The organism is Leclercia sp. G3L (assembly GCF_021117075.1).
GTDB classification, from domain to species: domain Bacteria; phylum Pseudomonadota; class Gammaproteobacteria; order Enterobacterales; family Enterobacteriaceae; genus Enterobacter; species Enterobacter adecarboxylatus_C.
Genome location: NZ_CP088265.1, coordinates 4095411 through 4110576, shown reverse-complemented (window position 1 = coordinate 4110576; position 15166 = coordinate 4095411). Strand labels below are relative to the sequence as shown.

Annotated in this window: 19 protein-coding genes; 8 read left to right on the top strand and 11 right to left on the bottom strand. The window is 54.9% G+C overall.

What is annotated here, in order from left to right; translation table 11 throughout:
• Positions 1 to 8 precede the first annotated feature (8 nt).
• From mnmA to rluE, 3 genes are read right to left on the bottom strand one after another with little or no spacing between them, the layout of a single operon-like run.
• A complete protein-coding gene (gene mnmA / locus LRS40_RS21260) occupies positions 9 to 1118 on the bottom strand; it encodes a tRNA 2-thiouridine(34) synthase MnmA (RefSeq protein ID WP_142489116.1) in 1110 nt (369 codons plus the stop codon).
• 41 nt (positions 1119 to 1159) lie between these two features.
• Positions 1160 to 1633, bottom strand: a complete 474-nt coding sequence (locus tag LRS40_RS21255) for an NUDIX domain-containing protein (protein ID WP_231312604.1) — start codon at positions 1631 to 1633, stop codon at positions 1160 to 1162.
• On the bottom strand, positions 1626 to 2297 hold the full coding sequence (gene rluE, locus LRS40_RS21250) for a 23S rRNA pseudouridine(2457) synthase RluE (protein WP_231312603.1): 672 nt from the start codon (positions 2295 to 2297) through the stop codon (positions 1626 to 1628). The genes LRS40_RS21255 and rluE overlap by 8 nt, the downstream gene beginning before the upstream one ends.
• A 117-nt stretch (positions 2298 to 2414) precedes the next feature.
• On the opposite strand from rluE, the gene icd reads away from it, so the two are divergent.
• Positions 2415 to 3665, top strand: a complete 1251-nt coding sequence (icd, locus tag LRS40_RS21245) for an NADP-dependent isocitrate dehydrogenase (protein WP_142489119.1) — start codon at positions 2415 to 2417, stop codon at positions 3663 to 3665.
• 45 nt (positions 3666 to 3710) lie between these two features.
• On the opposite strand, the gene LRS40_RS21240 is transcribed toward icd, so the two are convergent.
• Positions 3711 to 5690 carry an acyltransferase family protein gene (locus tag LRS40_RS21240; RefSeq protein ID WP_255673273.1) on the bottom strand — a complete coding sequence of 660 codons (1980 nt, stop codon included), beginning with the start codon at positions 5688 to 5690 and terminating at the stop codon, positions 3711 to 3713.
• A 151-nt stretch (positions 5691 to 5841) separates the two neighbouring features.
• On the opposite strand from LRS40_RS21240, the gene LRS40_RS21235 reads away from it, so the two are divergent.
• Positions 5842 to 6105, top strand: coding sequence for a hypothetical protein (locus LRS40_RS21235; protein WP_142489121.1), 264 nt, complete (start codon positions 5842 to 5844; stop codon positions 6103 to 6105).
• Between the two features lie 35 nt (positions 6106 to 6140).
• On the opposite strand, the gene yncL is transcribed toward LRS40_RS21235, so the two are convergent.
• Positions 6141 to 6233, bottom strand: a complete 93-nt coding sequence (gene yncL / locus LRS40_RS21230) for a stress response membrane protein YncL (RefSeq protein ID WP_142489122.1) — start codon at positions 6231 to 6233, stop codon at positions 6141 to 6143.
• A gap of 363 nt (positions 6234 to 6596) precedes the next feature.
• On the opposite strand from yncL, the gene LRS40_RS21225 reads away from it, so the two are divergent.
• Positions 6597 to 6845 (top strand): GlsB/YeaQ/YmgE family stress response membrane protein, encoded by a 249-nt coding sequence (locus LRS40_RS21225; RefSeq protein ID WP_106993575.1) that lies wholly within the window; start codon positions 6597 to 6599, stop codon positions 6843 to 6845.
• 127 nt (positions 6846 to 6972) lie between these two features.
• Here the strand turns inward: LRS40_RS21225 and LRS40_RS21220 are convergent, their stop codons facing one another.
• The gene (locus tag LRS40_RS21220) at positions 6973 to 7071 is read right to left on the bottom strand and encodes a YoaK family small membrane protein (protein ID WP_032617670.1); all 99 of its coding nucleotides are present in this window, start codon (positions 7069 to 7071) and stop codon (positions 6973 to 6975) included.
• A gap of 44 nt (positions 7072 to 7115) precedes the next feature.
• A complete protein-coding gene (locus tag LRS40_RS21215; protein ID WP_156263519.1) occupies positions 7116 to 8144 on the bottom strand; it encodes a sensor domain-containing diguanylate cyclase in 1029 nt (342 codons plus the stop codon).
• Positions 8145 to 8497: 353 nt separating this feature from the next.
• Here LRS40_RS21215 and LRS40_RS21210 point away from each other — a divergent pair, with 353 nt between their 5' ends.
• Positions 8498 to 8803 carry a hypothetical protein gene (locus LRS40_RS21210; protein WP_142489124.1) on the top strand — a complete coding sequence of 102 codons (306 nt, stop codon included), beginning with the start codon at positions 8498 to 8500 and terminating at the stop codon, positions 8801 to 8803.
• A gap of 1 nt (position 8804) precedes the next feature.
• Here the strand turns inward: LRS40_RS21210 and LRS40_RS21205 are convergent, their stop codons facing one another.
• A complete protein-coding gene (locus LRS40_RS21205; protein WP_231312601.1) occupies positions 8805 to 9149 on the bottom strand; it encodes a DUF488 domain-containing protein in 345 nt (114 codons plus the stop codon).
• A gap of 147 nt (positions 9150 to 9296) precedes the next feature.
• Here LRS40_RS21205 and LRS40_RS21200 point away from each other — a divergent pair, with 147 nt between their 5' ends.
• A complete protein-coding gene (locus LRS40_RS21200; protein ID WP_231312600.1) occupies positions 9297 to 10007 on the top strand; it encodes a CTP synthase in 711 nt (236 codons plus the stop codon).
• Between the two features lie 8 nt (positions 10008 to 10015).
• Here the strand turns inward: LRS40_RS21200 and LRS40_RS21195 are convergent, their stop codons facing one another.
• Positions 10016 to 11203 carry a CynX/NimT family MFS transporter gene (locus LRS40_RS21195; protein ID WP_231312599.1) on the bottom strand — a complete coding sequence of 396 codons (1188 nt, stop codon included), beginning with the start codon at positions 11201 to 11203 and terminating at the stop codon, positions 10016 to 10018.
• 99 nt (positions 11204 to 11302) lie between these two features.
• Between LRS40_RS21195 and LRS40_RS21190 the strand changes: the two genes are divergently transcribed.
• Positions 11303 to 12091, top strand: coding sequence for a helix-turn-helix transcriptional regulator (locus LRS40_RS21190; protein ID WP_231312598.1), 789 nt, complete (start codon positions 11303 to 11305; stop codon positions 12089 to 12091).
• On the opposite strand, the gene LRS40_RS21185 is transcribed toward LRS40_RS21190, so the two are convergent.
• Positions 12075 to 12521, bottom strand: coding sequence for a DUF441 domain-containing protein (locus LRS40_RS21185; protein ID WP_142489129.1), 447 nt, complete (start codon positions 12519 to 12521; stop codon positions 12075 to 12077). The genes LRS40_RS21190 and LRS40_RS21185 overlap by 17 nt on opposite strands.
• A gap of 277 nt (positions 12522 to 12798) precedes the next feature.
• Here LRS40_RS21185 and LRS40_RS21180 point away from each other — a divergent pair, with 277 nt between their 5' ends.
• Both LRS40_RS21180 and LRS40_RS21175 read left to right on the top strand, forming a co-directional pair.
• Positions 12799 to 13152 (top strand): CZB domain-containing protein, encoded by a 354-nt coding sequence (locus tag LRS40_RS21180; RefSeq protein ID WP_231312597.1) that lies wholly within the window; start codon positions 12799 to 12801, stop codon positions 13150 to 13152.
• Positions 13153 to 13158: 6 nt separating this feature from the next.
• Positions 13159 to 13728, top strand: a complete 570-nt coding sequence (locus LRS40_RS21175) for a diguanylate cyclase domain-containing protein (protein ID WP_231312596.1) — start codon at positions 13159 to 13161, stop codon at positions 13726 to 13728.
• Between the two features lie 144 nt (positions 13729 to 13872).
• Here the strand turns inward: LRS40_RS21175 and LRS40_RS21170 are convergent, their stop codons facing one another.
• Positions 13873 to 15159: a YeaH/YhbH family protein gene (locus LRS40_RS21170; RefSeq protein ID WP_142489131.1), complete on the bottom strand. Its 1287-nt coding sequence runs from the start codon at positions 15157 to 15159 to the stop codon at positions 13873 to 13875.
• Positions 15160 to 15166 lie beyond the last annotated feature (7 nt).

Below are 15166 nucleotides of genomic sequence, written 5' to 3'. Positions count from 1 at the left end.
TAATCGCATTAAACCGCAGTCAGCGGCAGACGTTGTTCGATAATACCGCCGCCGAGGCAGATCTCACCGCTGTAAAAAACAGCGGACTGGCCCGGGGTCACGGCGGACACCGGCTCGTCAAAACGCACTTCGATGCGTTCGTCGTCCAGCGCGGTAATGGTGCAGGGGATATCGGTCTGACGATAACGGGTTTTCACCGTGCAGCGCAGCGTGCCTTTCAGCGGCTCGCGGGCGACCCAGTGCAGCTGCTGGGCAATCAGGCCGACGGACATCAGACGCGGATGGTCATGGCCCTGGGCCACAATCAGGATATTGTTTTCAACGTCTTTATCGACGACATACCACGGATCTTCGCTACCCTCTTTGGTACCGCCGATCCCCAGCCCTTTACGCTGGCCTAAGGTGTGGTACATCAGCCCCTGGTGCTCGCCAATCACGTCGCCGTCAACGGTGACGATTTTGCCCGGCTGGGCAGGCAGATAGCGACCAAGGAATTCACGGAATTTGCGCTCACCGATAAAGCAGATGCCGGTAGAGTCTTTTTTCTTCGCGGTGATCAGATCCAGCTCTTCAGCGATTTTACGTACTTCCGGTTTTTCCAGCTCGCCCACCGGGAACAGGCTCTGGGCAATCTGTTCGTGGCCGAGGGTATAAAGGAAGTAGCTCTGATCTTTGTTGCCGTCGAGACCGCGCAGCAGCTGGCTTTTGCCGTCAACGTCAGCGCGGCGCACGTAGTGACCGGTCGCGATATAGTCAGCACCCAGATCTTCAGCGGCGAATTCGAGGAAGGCTTTAAATTTGATCTCTTTGTTGCACAGAATATCCGGGTTCGGCGTGCGGCCGGCTTTGTATTCTTCCAGGAAATGCTCGAACACGTTATCCCAGTACTCTGCGGCAAAATTGACGGTATGCAGTTCAATGCCGAGCTTGTCGCAAACCGCCTGCGCATCAGCCAGATCCGCAGCAGCGGTGCAGTATTCCTCGCCATCGTCCTCTTCCCAGTTCTTCATGAACAGGCCTTCAACCTTATAGCCCTGTTGCAGCAACAGCCAGGCAGAGACGGAAGAATCGACGCCGCCGGACATGCCGACGATCACTTTTTTTTGGCTTTCAGACATTGGAATACTCACGACATTGAACTTCAAGGCGGCGTATTCTATCACGCGCCCCCGGCATTGACACCCTCTGTAAACGGCCAGTTAAATTCGCCGATCGTCTCCAGCGACAGACGATTGCCGGTCAGGTAGCTGCGAATGCTCTCCGCAACCAGCGGCGAGCGCAGATTGGTGGCGGTCAGAATGGTGTCGGCATCCACCCACAGACAGCGATCGATATCGCTGTCGTGCGGCTCAGTGGCGCACGTTTCGCTAAGCTCAATGGCAAACAGGAAACGCAAAAACGGCGTTTTGTCCGGGGCTATCCACTGATGTAAGCGGATAAAGTGCTGCGGTTCGGCATGGATACCCGTCTCTTCCCACAGCTCGCGCCGTGCGGCCTGCACCAGCGTCTCGTCGGCTTCGAGATGGCCAGCCGGCTGGTTCCATAACGCTTTGCCGTTGATGGTCTCTTCCACCACTAAAAATTTGCCCTGAGCGTGGACAATGGTGGCTACCGTAACGTGCGGCTTAAACATGAGGTTCTCCTTGATTGGTAACGTCCCGCCACTCACCGTTGGCGAGAGAATCCAGCGTGTAACTGCCCATCGCGTAGCGAATCAGACGTAATGTCGGATGCCCGACATGGGCAGTCATGCGACGCACCTGGCGGTTGCGGCCTTCATAAAGGGTAACTTTGATCCACGAAACGGGTATCGATTTACGCTCGCGGATCGGCGGATTGCGCGGCCAGAGCCACTCAGGCTCGCTGACCAGCTCAATGCCCGCGGGCAGGGTCGGGCCGTCGTTCAGCGTGACGCCGTGACGCAAGGCCGCCAGCGCCTCGTCATCCGGGACGCCCTCAACCTGCACGTAGTAGATTTTACCGGTGCGTTTTCCCGGCTGCGTGAGTTTTGCCTGCAACTCGCCGTCGTTGGTGAGCACCATCAGCCCTTCGCTGTCGCGATCGAGCCGGCCAGCAGCATAGACCCCCTGAACGGGGATAAAATCTTTCAAGGTGCTGCGCCCGGCTTCGTCGGTGAACTGCGGCAGGACATCGTAAGGTTTATTGAACAAAATGACGCGTGTTGGCGCACGTTGCTTGCGCGGCCTGGTCGCTTGTCGCGTGCTGAATCGTTCAACCCGGTGATTTCTAAAAGAAGTTTTCTGCATGGTATTTTCAGACGTTATCAATTGCCGCATTATAGCCTAATAACGAATGCCTTTCATGGCGCCAGACATTCAGGTACTATCGATGGGCTCATTACAAATTATTAACATAAGATCAGTAACAACCAGAAGCGCTCGAAGGAGAGGTTAATGGAAAGCAAAGTAGTTGTTCCGGCGGAAGGTAAAAAGATCACCCTGCAAGACGGTAAGCTGAACGTCCCACACAATCCGATTATCCCGTTCATCGAAGGTGACGGTATCGGTGTTGACGTAACCCCAGCGATGCTGAAAGTGGTGGATGCCGCTGTTGAGAAAGCCTATAAAGGCGAGCGTAAAATTTCCTGGATGGAAATTTACACCGGTGAAAAATCTACCCACGTTTATGGCCAGGACGTCTGGCTGCCAGCGGAGACGCTGGATCTGATCCGTGACTACCGCGTTGCCATCAAAGGCCCGCTGACCACCCCAGTCGGTGGCGGTATTCGCTCCCTGAACGTTGCTCTGCGTCAGGAACTTGACCTCTACGTCTGCCTGCGCCCGGTACGTTACTACCAGGGCACCCCAAGCCCGGTTAAACACCCTGAACTGACCGACATGGTTATCTTCCGTGAGAACTCCGAAGATATCTACGCGGGTATTGAGTGGAAAGCCGACTCTGCTGACGCACAGAAAGTAATCAAGTTCCTGCGCGAAGAGATGGGCGTGAAGAAAATTCGCTTCCCGGAACATTGCGGTATCGGTATCAAGCCGTGCTCCGAAGAAGGCACCAAGCGCCTGGTCCGTGCAGCGATTGAGTACGCGATCACCAACGACCGTGACTCTGTGACCATCGTTCACAAAGGCAACATCATGAAGTTCACCGAAGGTTCTTTCAAAGACTGGGGCTACCAGTTGGCGACGGAAGAGTTTGGTGGTGAGCTGATCGATGGCGGCCCATGGCAGAAAATCAAGAACCCGAACACCGGCAAAGAGATCATCATTAAAGATGTGATCGCCGATGCGTTCCTGCAGCAGATCCTGCTGCGTCCGGCTGAATACGACGTGATCGCCTGTATGAACCTGAACGGTGACTACATCTCCGACGCCCTGGCGGCGCAGGTTGGCGGTATCGGTATCGCACCAGGCGCGAACATCGGTGACGAGTGCGCGCTGTTCGAAGCGACTCACGGTACAGCACCGAAGTATGCAGGCCAGGACAAAGTGAACCCAGGCTCTATCATCCTGTCCGCAGAGATGATGCTGCGTCATATGGAGTGGTTCGAAGCCGCAGACCTGATCGTGAAAGGTATGGAAGGCGCGATTAACGCCAAAACCGTAACTTACGATTTCGAACGTCTGATGGAAGGCGCTAAGCTGCTGAAATGTTCAGAGTTTGGTGACGCGATCATCGAAAACATGTAATCCGGTTTGCGGATTAGAGAAAAGGGAGCCTCACGGCTCCCTTTTTTATTGAAATACCGTGCGGAACATCGGCACCAGTAACTTATTGCCATATTCGCTCAGGTGATCGTCATCGCGGTAAATCGGTAGGCCCGCTTTGCTGCCCGAACAGCGGCCGTCATGGCAGAGATAGGGCAACGGGTCGAGGATTTTTACCCCACACTGACGAGCGGCCTGATCCTGTGCTGCCCATACCGCGGCATTACGCTGATGATACGCCTCCAGGGAGATGAATATTTGTGGCACCGGTTGCCCAAACATCATGGCGCGTGACAGGGTTTTCGGCACGTTGTTCATCATTTCTGGCACAGGCCGGGTGATATACACCGTTCTCGCCTGAGCATAAGTGCAGGCGGTTTTGACCAGCTGTGCACTGTAGTGTTTGATAAAGTCCGGGGTGATTGTCCGTTGCGGTTGATCGAAGTAGGCCAGCGGGATATGCATTTTATCTTTTATATTGTGCTCACCGAATGCATAGGCTGAGGTGCGGTTAATGATGATGAGCGGAATGTGCCTGTCGTACTTAGCAATCTCCTGCGCAGCCCATTTGTTAAAACCATAGCAGTCTGCATCTTTGTTGTCCGGGTTTCGGTGAAGATCGTCAATGGTCGGACAGCTGACGTAGCTCCAGTCCAGAACGCCCTCATTGGGGTGCTTCAGCGCTTGTTGTACCGAGGTGATCATCGCGTCGGCATGGCTGTCCCCAATGACGATAGCTTTGATCGTTTCGCCGCCGAAAACGCAGGATGTCGAGGCGATGCCGGACAGGGTAAAACAGGCGTCCTGTCTGGGGTTCACATTCTCAGACTCTCGGGCAATCCTTTCAATGGCGGGATCAATGCGCTCGTCCACGTGCAGAAATCTGGCGCCGACCGCCATCAACCCGGTAAGAAGCAGCGCTGAGCCAAGCACGCACTGCTGCCGGTTGAACGTAAGCTTACCCAGCTCTCTGCGGGTCGGGATTTCGATCCAGCGTAAGGAGAGCTCGCCCAATAGCAGGCTGAATACTATCCCGGCGGCAATCCACAGCGGATTATCCTGCTGGCCGGAGTAAGTCAGCAGGACAACCAGCGGCCAGTGCCAGAGATAAACGGAATAAGAGCTGGCGCCCAGATGGCGCGTCAATGGATTAGCGGTGAGCCACGAATGTGAACGGTGCGCAGCCAGTACCAGCATTGTGCCCGCGACGGGTACCAGCGCCAGGTAACCCGGCCAGCGAAGAGTGGCGTCAAACATCACAATCGCCAGGATAATCAGGATAAAACCGAGCCCTTCCGCCAGCCTGGCCCAGGGACGGATCATCGGGCGCGTGCGGGTTATCCACCAGATCATTCCACCCGCCAGCATTTCCCAGATACGGGCGGGCAGCAGATAAAACGCTGCTCCAGGCCAGCGGCTGCTGGCATATATCGAGACCAGTAATGATGCCAGACCTATTGCCAGCAGGCAGACCTGCGCCCCACGATATCCCCACCAGCGCCACAGTACGATGCATCCAATCGGCAGCAAAATGTAGAATTGCCACTCCACCGACAGCGACCAGGTGTGCAGCAGCCAGGTCTCATGAGCGTCAGCCTCAAAATAGCTGGTTTGGCGCCAGAAGATGAGATTCGAGATAAACAGCAGGGCAGCGGCGGCGTGGGCGGCGAGCGTATGATAATCGGCGGTGGGTAGCCAGAACCAGCCGGGGATGACCAGGCAGGCTAACAACATCATCAGCGCAGGAAGAATGCGTCGTGCCCGGGCGAGATAAAATTCCCACAATGAGAACCTGTTTTGCTCAAGCCCGTTGATAATGATGGCGGTCATTAAAAAACCGGAGATGACAAAAAACATGTCGACGCCGACAAAGCCACCCGCAAAACCAGGAACGTCAAAATGATAAAACATAACGGCCAGCACAGCCCATGCCCGGAGCCCGTTAATGTCATGGCGATACTGTTTAGAAGGAGAGGCGACCTTCCCTGAATGATAACTGGTAGGCATAACTCGTCAGTTCCAACAAACGAAGCGGAAAGGTGAAGAAGTATACGTATCAACCTCTTGGGGTTACAACCGTTCACTTCTCAACCAATGCGTGCAGCCCATTAATACTGATAATATGCTAGATTTCAATTACTTCAGAGGAGGAAAAACCATGATCGATGAGACTGATATTCGTCGCGTTGTAGCAGGTGAGATTTCCGAAGTAACGCCCTCAATCCTTGCAGAGCTTGCCACCGAACTGCTCTCCCTCCGTCAGGAGAACGCCCGGCTGAAACAGCTTCTCGCCCGGGAAGTGAAGCTCCCCTGGACCAGCGCCAGTCCGGTGTGCGATATCGAAGCCGGATACGCCGCAGGGGTTACCGACAGCAAAGAGGCGATACGCCGCGCAGGGTTTTTGATCGAAGGGGATGATTAAAGCGAAGAACCCGGCGGGTGCCGGGCCTGCTCACATTAAAACCAGTTAAATTTGTCAGAAAGGATCAGTAACAAGGAACTGGCACAAACAAGGTTAATACAGACCACGAATCGACTGGAAACGTTCATGTTATCAACACCATTCTGCTTATGAATGAATTGTGCTAATAAGCGTAATAGCAAATAGCGGAACGATCAAATCAGACGGGCAGGGCAAAAAAAAGCCCACGTAACGTGGGCAAGTAATACTGGAAGCAATGTGAGCAATGTCGTACTGAATACCTGAGTGATTTGCTCAACTATTCAGTGTTGAGAAAGATAATATTTCTCATTAACGATTACAACCCCAATTTTTGTGCGGAACGTCGGTTAATCGCTTTTTTCTTAAATTTCTCTCGTGATGGCTATCACAAACTTGCAATTCTGAATCCTGTGCTAAGCTTTGTGTGTATTTGATTTGACGACAAAAACCATACAGAGAGGAAAGCAGCTATGGGAATCATATCCTGGATTATCTTTGGGCTTATCGCGGGTATTCTGGCTAAGTGGATCATGCCGGGCAAAGATGGCGGTGGATTCATCGTTACGGTCATACTGGGTATCATCGGCGCCGTGGTCGGCGGCTGGATCAGTACCCTCTTCGGTTTCGGCAGAGTTGATGGCTTCAACTTCGGCAGCTTTATGGTCGCGGTGGTTGGCGCACTGGTTGTGCTGTTTATCTACCGTAAAGTAAGAAGCTAAACCGACGCTTCAGACAAAAAGACCGCCGACAGTGGCGGTCTTTTTGCATCGGTCACCACCAGCCCAGCTGGCTACCCGCAACGGCCGCGATGGCGACAATCAGCATAATAATGGTCGTTTTTCTCACTTATCCCCCGGGCGCAGCGTAACCGCCGACAAAAAACCACGTTAAAAAGATGACCGCCGTGATGAAAATCACGATCGGGAACAGAATACCAAGCCGCATGTTACCACCTGTCCTGAAATGCAAAACCCGTCGAGTGTACGGGGTTAATCAATATTGAGAAAGGGCGTTTTGAGTTTGCCTTTCTTATCGTTGTACATGGCGGCATCGGCTGCCCGCAGCGCGCCGTCAGCATCGAGTTCGGCAGGATCCACCTCAATTACGCCGAGACTGGCACCTGGATAGACGAGATGCACATCTCCCAGCCAGTATTCCCCGGCAATCTGCGCGCTCAGCTGCGTTTTCACCACGTTTAATGAGGTCTGCTCGCCGCTCTCCCGATCCTGGCAAAGACAGGCGACCAGAAATTCGTCCCCGCCAAGCCTGCCCACGATATCATCATCGTCCCGTCCGTCGTTCAGGCGCTTGCCCACCTCAATCAGAAACTGGTCGCCCGCCTCATGACCAAAGCGATCGTTGATTAGCTTGAAATCATCCAGATCGATATAGGCGATAATGGCGTTGCGGTTCAAATGGCGCGCCAGAGAGAAGAGGGTGGTGAGATTCTCAAAGATGGCGCGGCGGTTCGGCAGGCCGGTCAGGGCATCGGTATAAGAGTAAGCAATCAGCGCGGCGTTGGCTTCGCGCAGCTGTCTGACCAGCGACTCCTTCTCAATGTTCTGGGCGATAAGCCCGGCGAAAAGCTTTAAGACGTGCTCGCCGCGCTCGCTTAGCTGGTGCTTGCTGGAGCTGGCGGCGCACAGGGTGCCGTACAGGGAACCATCTGCAAGATGAATCGGTATGCTCATGTAGGTGGTAATACCCAGCGCTTTAGCCGCATCACAGTCACCCCAGTGCTCGGCCACGTTGTTGCTGAAGAAGCAGTCGGAATCGATCGCCCGCTTACACAGGGTCTCGCCCCAGGGAACGCTCAGCCCTTCCGGGATCTGCATCTGTTTGCTGTTTCGGGCATACAGAATATGCTGCAGGCGGGCATTAATATCGACTTTGGTAAGGTAGGTCGACTCCATGTCGGTGACCACTTCAAGCATTTCGAGCAGCTGACGCACCAGGCTCTCAAGCGATTGCTCAGTGCTGAGCGTTTCTGAAACACGGGCAAGAATAATATCCGACATGGCGCTGCTCAACTCCCTAAAGAAGACCTCTGTACCTGTCTGTTTTGCTGAAAGATTCGACTACGGGTAGTAGAACATGAATTGGCGACATTTCATATATTCTGGCGTGGAACAGCAAATGTGGCGGGTAAAAAAATCCCCGGCGCGGGCCGGGGAAAAGTACATCTTGATTACGGAATGATGTTCTCTGGTCAATGTGAGAACGGAGCCACTCTAGCAACGAAACATGTCGGCATAATGAAGAAATCATGGAGAAAGGATCACCCCTTCCCCCTGGTGACAGGCTCTGTTGGCTGAGATACACTTTGCACTAAGAATATTCTTATGTATTCCACAGCCAATTACGAGGAAGTATGTTTCAGTTAAATCCGGGCAGCCTGGCGATGATCATCGGCGCCCGTACGCCAGCAGGGCGTCGCAATATCGGCAAATCCGTTGAGTTATTCAGCCTCTGTCAGCCGGGCCAGCGTTTCCTGAACCCGGTTAACGGGGTGATGACAGAGCTGCCGCCAGGCGCAGAGCGCGCCCTGTGGCTGGTGACCGGCGATGTGTTTTCGTTTGATAACCAGAGCGGCTTTGCGTTTGTACGCCCGGAACACCTGATGCCGCTCACGCCTGAAGCGTCGCCGGAAACCCTCGACGCCCTGATGCTGGATTGATTTAGAGCCGACGCAGCCAGTCGGCTAACACCCGAGCGTGATTCTGCTGCCGGTCTTTCGCGCCATACAGCAGGGTCACGGTCTGCTTGTCTGCCAGGCGGGCAATCCGCAGTCCCTCATCCTGATGCAGAGCCAGCTCCTGACGATAGGCCTCGCTGAAGCTGGCGAAATCGATCGTCTCGCTGTGGAATGCCTTGCGCAAGTCGCTGGATGGGGCCAGGGTCTTACACCACTCATCGCAGGCTAACGCCTCCTTTTTCATCCCCCGCGGCCAGAGTCGGTCCACCAGGATCCGGTAGCCATCCTCTTTACTGGCCTCGTCATACAGTCGTTTGCACTGAATCATGTTTTGCTCCTTTTCTCTGCCACGCCCTGTAGCTTCAACGCTACCACATTCTGCCCACGTATTTTAAGGTGTTGTGATATCAACGAAAGATCGGTAGTCTGAGGCGCCTTATGTTATCTGATATTTGTCTGGCATAAGGATCACTCTATGGAACTCTCTGCGGTAAAAAATACCCTCCGAATTGCGCTGGTCGGCGACTACAATCCTGACGTTCCGGCTCACCAGGCGATCCCTCTGGCCATTGATGATGCCGCAGCGGTGCTGGAGGTTACGGCCGACTACGACTGGCTGGCGACGACTGAATTAACCAGCCCGGAAGACCTGGTCGGCTACGACGCTATCTGGCTGGTGCCGGCAAGCCCGTACAAAAATGCCGACGCCGCGTTTATTGCCGCACGCTACGCCCGCGAAAACAGCGTCCCGTTTCTTGGCACCTGCGGCGGCTTCCAGCATGCATTGATTGAATATGCCCGTAACGTCCTGGGCTGGCAGGATGCGGCCCACGCCGAGACGGATACCGAAGGCCGGATGGTGATTGCCCCGCTGACCTGCTCGCTGGTCGAGCAAAGCGACGCCATTGAACTGCGCGCCAATACCCTGATTGCCAGAGCCTATGGCCAGGAAGAGATCGAAGAGGGCTATCACTGCAATTACGGCGTTTCGCCTGAGTTTGCGCAGGAGCTGGAGAAGGGCGATATGCGCGTCACCGGCTGGGACGCGCAGGGTGAGATCCGTGCCGTAGAGCTGGTGACGCACCCGTTCTTTATCGCCACGCTGTTCCAGCATGAGCGCGCCGCCCTCGCAGGACGTCCGGCTCCGCTGGTGCAGGCTCTGCTTCGCGCAGCACTGAATTACTGAGTGCCGGCTTAGCCGGGCGTGATCTCCCGGTCACGCCCGGCCAGCATCCCACAGACGGCCATCACTACCGATACCAGCGCGCAGGCCAATAGCGGGATCCGCCAGTCGCCGTTGGCGTCGTGGATTTTGCCCATCAGCGGAGGTCCACAGGCGGCCAGAAGATAGCCCACCGACTGCGCCATCCCGGAAAGGGCCGCAGCCTGATGTGCCGAGCTGGCGCGCAGGCCAATAAACGTCAGGCCGAGGATCATCGTGGCCCCGGATCCAAAGCCAAAAATCAGCGTCCACATCACAGCCAGATCGGGCATAAACCATAGCCCTGCGCTGCTTACCGCACACATCATTGCCGCCAGCCCGGCCACCCCACGCTGATCTTTCAGCCGCAGCAGGATCAGCGGCACTGCAATGCCCGGCGCGGCGGTTGCCAGCTGTAACAGCCCGTGCAGGGAGCCGGCTTCGGTTTCGCTATAACCGTGGCTCTGCAGGATCGCCGGCAGCCAGCCAATGATCACATAGTAGATAAGCGAGTTAATCCCCAGAAACAGCGTCACCTGCCAGGCCAACGCCGAGCGCCAGATACCCCGGCTATGTAGCGCCCGCGCGCCGCTCAGGGAGCCGGCAGGGCGCTGGCGCCACTGCGGTAACCACAGAAGCAACGCCAGCAGAGGGAATACCATCAGCATCAACAGCGCACCGTGCCAGCCTGCGCCGCTCAGGGCGACGGGCACCACCAGTGCAGAACCCAGCGCCGCCGCCGCCCCCATCGTCAGGGAGTACGCTCCGGTCAGTTTCGCCACCTGGCCGGGGAAATCGCGTTTGATCAGCCCCGGCAGCAGCACGTTACCCAGCGCAATACCGCAGCCAATCACCGCCGTGCCGCCAAACAGCAGCATGGCGGAGGGCAGGGAGCGCAGGGCAATTCCGGCGATAATTAATAACAGGGCGATAAACAGGCTGCGCTCCATGCCAATGCGGCGGGCAAGACCGGCCGCCAGGGGCGAGATGAGCGCAAAGGCCAGCAGCGGGAGGGTAGTGAGCAAACCGGTCTGGGCGGTGGTCAGGGCATAATCCGTGCGGATGGCATCCAGCAGCGGCGCGGCGCCGGTAAAGGTCACCCGCAGCGAGGTGGCGATCATGAGGATGCCGGCGATCAGCAGCGCCCGCTGTTTGCCGGTAGTCGAAAGGGCTATGGTCATTATTATCTCTTACCTCGAATTGAGGCTAAAGGATACGCATTTTCAGGAAGGTTGAAATCAAGCTAAAATGACAGTTTATCGCTAAAATCGGACAACATAATGCCTGGACTCGGTCTTGAAGGTTACGATCCCGACAGTCAGCATGACCCAGCGGTGGCATTTCACGTGCGGGTGGTGGCAGATGAGCAGCGTATCGAGGAACATCAACACCGCAAGGGGCAGTTGATCCTCGCCCTGCACGGCGCGATCACCTGCGAAGTGGAGAATGCCATGTGGATGGTGCCCCCTCAGTATGCGGTCTGGGTCCCCGGACAGCTGCCGCACAGCAATAAGGCCACACCCAGCGCCCGGCTCTGTTTTTTGTTTATCGAGCCCGGGGCTGTATCGCTGCCGGATCGTTGCTGCACGCTAAAAATTTCACCGCTGGTACGGGAGTTGATCCTGACCCTGGCAGCGCGCAGCCCAGGACAACAGGATCCTGCCACCCGACGGCTGGTTGAGGTGCTGTTTGATGAACTGCCCCGCCAGCCCGAGGAGCAGCTGCAGCTCCCGGTCTCCTCGCATCCTAAAATTCGCCAGATGAGTGACACCATGGCCGCCTCCCCGGCGGAATGGCAGACGCTACACCAGTGGGCGCACCATTTTGCAATGAGCGAGCGCAACCTTGCCCGGTTGGTGGTCAGTGAAACCGGGCTCAACTTTCGCCGCTGGCGGCATCAGCTTCAGCTGATCGTGGCCCTGCAGGGATTGATCCGCGGCCAGTCGGTGCAGCAGGTGGCCCATGCTCTGGGTTATGACTCCACCACGGCATTTATCACCATGTTCAAAAAGGGGCTGGGGCAGACTCCGGCGCGGTATATCGCCAGCCTGGCTACGACTTACCGATAAACAGCGATACCAGCCCGGCGGCAATCAGCGGGCCGACCGGCACGCCGCGGAACAGCGCCACCCCCAGCACCGTGCCCACCAGCAGTCCGGCCACCAGCGTGGGCTGGGAGCTCATCAGCGTGACGCCGCGCCCGCCCAGCCACGACACAAACACGCCCACGGCGATGGCAATCAAGGATTTCCAGTTCATGAAGGCGTGGATCAGCGTTGAGGCTGGCAGAGTGCCGCTGGCAATCGGCGCCATCACGCCGATGGTGAGGATAATAATCCCGACGGTCAGACCTTGCTTTTCAATCCACGGGAAAAAACCGCTCAATGGCGTCACCCGGACGATGATCAGCACCAGAATTGAAATCGCTACCGTGGTGTTGTGGCTGACAAAGCCCAGCGCCGCCAGGCCCAGAAGAATGAGCAGAGTAGGGTCGAACATGTTGTATTCCTTGCCAAAATAAAAAAGTAAGCCTGCTTACTTTACCCGCTCGCAGGTGGGTAAAAAGCGTTTTTAACAAAAAATATTCTGATTTGGACTATTGCCTGAAAGGGGATGACGGGACGCTGCGGCCCCGCTTTTTCCACGATAAACAGGTTTTATTTCGCCGACATTTTTTCAAGATAATTGGAAACAATCATTCCGTAGATTTATTAGTAGGCGTCTATATAATATTTTAATTCGCTGACATTTTTTGAGATTTAATCAATTATGATTTTTGTTGTTATTAATCTGTTACTCTGGAGTTTCTGTAAACAGAAAGTTTAAAGAGATTGACGAAACCGTACGCGGTCTGAACCAGTCAACGGATGCACATTTCAAATGGTTAGTAAAACTTTTGCGTTTTATCGACAGTCGTAATGTAGATTTACCGGAAGTTTCCAGTGAGGAAGCTCATCTGCATTGCGAGTTTGGTCAATGGCTTAATACCCGGTTACTGGAAGAGCGAGAAGACACAAACTTTTTACTGGATATTAACAAAAAACATATTCATGTTCATCAGGCTTGCCGGCGTTTAATTTCTGCTATTGAACAGCAGCGTCAGCGTAATGAGGATTTTGATCTCTTCTAACAATCGTTGCTGGCGTTCACCGATGCCCTGACCCTCTATAAAGTACACCTGCTGCAGCTGCGTACCAGCTATGACGCCCTGACAGGCCTGCCGCTGCGCCGCATCCTCGATGAGTCGTTCGGCAGCATGAATAAAGAGCTGGGCGCCAGTGGCCTCTATTTATTATTACTGGATATCGATCACTTTAAAAAAGTGAATGATAATTACGGTCATCTGAACGGGGATATTGTTTTGCGTTCACTGGCCCTGAATATCAGTAATAATATCCGGCGATCTGAGTCGATGTATCGTTATGGAGGGGAAGAATTTATTGTTTTACTCCATGCCACCCACGACGATGAAGCGGTCATCATTGCCGAGCGCCTGCGCCGCGACATTGCCCGGCTTGAAACTATTGCCGGTGAGCACATTATTCGTATTACTTTTACCGGTGGATTAACACGTATTCATCAAGGGGAGGTGCTTCGGGAAGTACTGGAGCGGGCGGATATCGCGTTATATACCGGCAAAAAAAGCGGCCGTAATTGTACCCAGCTGATTAACCGGGATCTCGAAACGCAGAAGTTTTGTGATTAACTAAAATACACCAGTTATTTTCAACTGGTGTATTTATTTCTGGGGCCAGGCATTCATCCACATCCATTTCGCATTATAACAATTTCCAACCCATTTCTGCTCCTCTCATTCTCTTTGACCGCCGGTCAGTGACCGGCGGTGGGGTTAGCTGTTGCTGGTGGCAGATTGCTTGTGGAACAGCTCTCTGAATACCGGATAGATATCGTCCTGGTCGCGAATGTGCTGCATCGCGAAGTTATCAAACATGGATTGCAGATGTTCATATTCACGCCACAGCGTCTGGTGGGCGCGGCGGGTGATCTCGATATAGCTGTAGTAACGCACTACCGGAAGCAGTTTTTTCGCCAGAATTTCATGGCATAGCGGCGAATCATCCGCCCAGTTATCGCCATCCGACGCCTGCGCCGCATAGATGTTCCACTGCGCCGGGTCGTAGCGCTCCTTAACCACCTCATCCATTAGCTTCAGGGCGCTGGAAACAATGGTGCCGCCCGTCTCCTGCGAGTAGAAGAACTCATGTTCATCCACCTCTTTCGCCTGGGTGTGGTGGCGGATATAGACCACTTCCACGTTTTTATAGGTTCGGCTCAGGAACAGATAGAGCAGAATATAAAAGCGCTTGGCCATATCTTTGGTGGCCTGATCCATCGAGCCGGAGACGTCCATCAGGCAGAACATCACCGCCTGGCTGGAGGGTTCCGCACGTTTCTCGTAATTCTTGTAACGCAGGTCAAAGGTATCGATAAAGGGCACGCGCTCAATTTTGGCGCGCAGTTCGGCAATCTCTTTGCGCAAACGCTCCTCTTCCAGCAGCTGTGCGGGCTCGCTGTTGGTCACGCTATCCAGGCTGGCTTCAAGCTCGCGAAGCTCACGTTTTTTTCCCGCCGTCATGGCGGTGCGGCGCGCCAGCGAGTTCTGTAACGAACGCACCACGCTAATGTTGGCCGGCACGCCGTTGGCGGTAAAACCGGCCCGGTGCGTTTTATACTCATTCAACTGACGGTGCTGATTTTTCTTCAGATTCGGCAGGGCCAAATCCTCAAACAGCAGATCCAGATACTCATCCTTGGAGATCTGGAAGACAAACTCGTCCTGACCTTCCCCGTCCGGGCTGGCCTGGCCCTGACCACTGCCGCCTCCGCCGCCGCCCCCGCCTTGCGGGCGTTCGATGCGGTCGTTCTGGATGAAATGGTCGTTACCGGGATGAACGCGATGGCGCAAACCGCCGCGTCCCTGATGGAACATCGGTTCGCTAATGTCGTCCGTCGGAATAGAAACGGACTCCCCACTGTCTACGTCGGTCACCGAACGCTTATTAATGGCCTCGGAGATCGACTGTTTGATTTGCGCTTTATAACGGCGCAAGAAGCGCTGGCGATTCACCGTGCTCTTGTTTTTACCGTTAAGACGCCGGTCAATAAACCAGGTCATATGCCCC

What these genes read in the sequence shown, in the direction of transcription:
- mnmA (WP_142489116.1), bottom strand. Translation starts at nt 1,118, where the DNA reads ATGTCTGAAAGCCAAAAAAAAGTGATCGTCGGCATGTCCGGCGGCGTC.
- LRS40_RS21255 (WP_231312604.1), bottom strand. Translation starts at nt 1,633, where the DNA reads ATGTTTAAGCCGCACGTTACGGTAGCCACCATTGTCCACGCTCAGGGC.
- rluE (WP_231312603.1), bottom strand. Translation starts at nt 2,297, where the DNA reads ATGCGGCAATTGATAACGTCTGAAAATACCATGCAGAAAACTTCTTTT.
- icd (WP_142489119.1), top strand. Translation starts at nt 2,415, where the DNA reads ATGGAAAGCAAAGTAGTTGTTCCGGCGGAAGGTAAAAAGATCACCCTG.
- LRS40_RS21240 (WP_255673273.1), bottom strand. Translation starts at nt 5,690, where the DNA reads ATGCCTACCAGTTATCATTCAGGGAAGGTCGCCTCTCCTTCTAAACAG.
- LRS40_RS21235 (WP_142489121.1), top strand. Translation starts at nt 5,842, where the DNA reads ATGATCGATGAGACTGATATTCGTCGCGTTGTAGCAGGTGAGATTTCC.
- yncL (WP_142489122.1), bottom strand. Translation starts at nt 6,233, where the DNA reads ATGAACGTTTCCAGTCGATTCGTGGTCTGTATTAACCTTGTTTGTGCC.
- LRS40_RS21225 (WP_106993575.1), top strand. Translation starts at nt 6,597, where the DNA reads ATGGGAATCATATCCTGGATTATCTTTGGGCTTATCGCGGGTATTCTG.
- LRS40_RS21220 (WP_032617670.1), bottom strand. Translation starts at nt 7,071, where the DNA reads ATGCGGCTTGGTATTCTGTTCCCGATCGTGATTTTCATCACGGCGGTC.
- LRS40_RS21215 (WP_156263519.1), bottom strand. Translation starts at nt 8,144, where the DNA reads ATGTCGGATATTATTCTTGCCCGTGTTTCAGAAACGCTCAGCACTGAG.
- LRS40_RS21210 (WP_142489124.1), top strand. Translation starts at nt 8,498, where the DNA reads ATGTTTCAGTTAAATCCGGGCAGCCTGGCGATGATCATCGGCGCCCGT.
- LRS40_RS21205 (WP_231312601.1), bottom strand. Translation starts at nt 9,149, where the DNA reads ATGATTCAGTGCAAACGACTGTATGACGAGGCCAGTAAAGAGGATGGC.
- LRS40_RS21200 (WP_231312600.1), top strand. Translation starts at nt 9,297, where the DNA reads ATGGAACTCTCTGCGGTAAAAAATACCCTCCGAATTGCGCTGGTCGGC.
- LRS40_RS21195 (WP_231312599.1), bottom strand. Translation starts at nt 11,203, where the DNA reads ATGACCATAGCCCTTTCGACTACCGGCAAACAGCGGGCGCTGCTGATC.
- LRS40_RS21190 (WP_231312598.1), top strand. Translation starts at nt 11,303, where the DNA reads ATGCCTGGACTCGGTCTTGAAGGTTACGATCCCGACAGTCAGCATGAC.
- LRS40_RS21185 (WP_142489129.1), bottom strand. Translation starts at nt 12,521, where the DNA reads ATGTTCGACCCTACTCTGCTCATTCTTCTGGGCCTGGCGGCGCTGGGC.
- LRS40_RS21170 (WP_142489131.1), bottom strand. Translation starts at nt 15,159, where the DNA reads ATGACCTGGTTTATTGACCGGCGTCTTAACGGTAAAAACAAGAGCACG.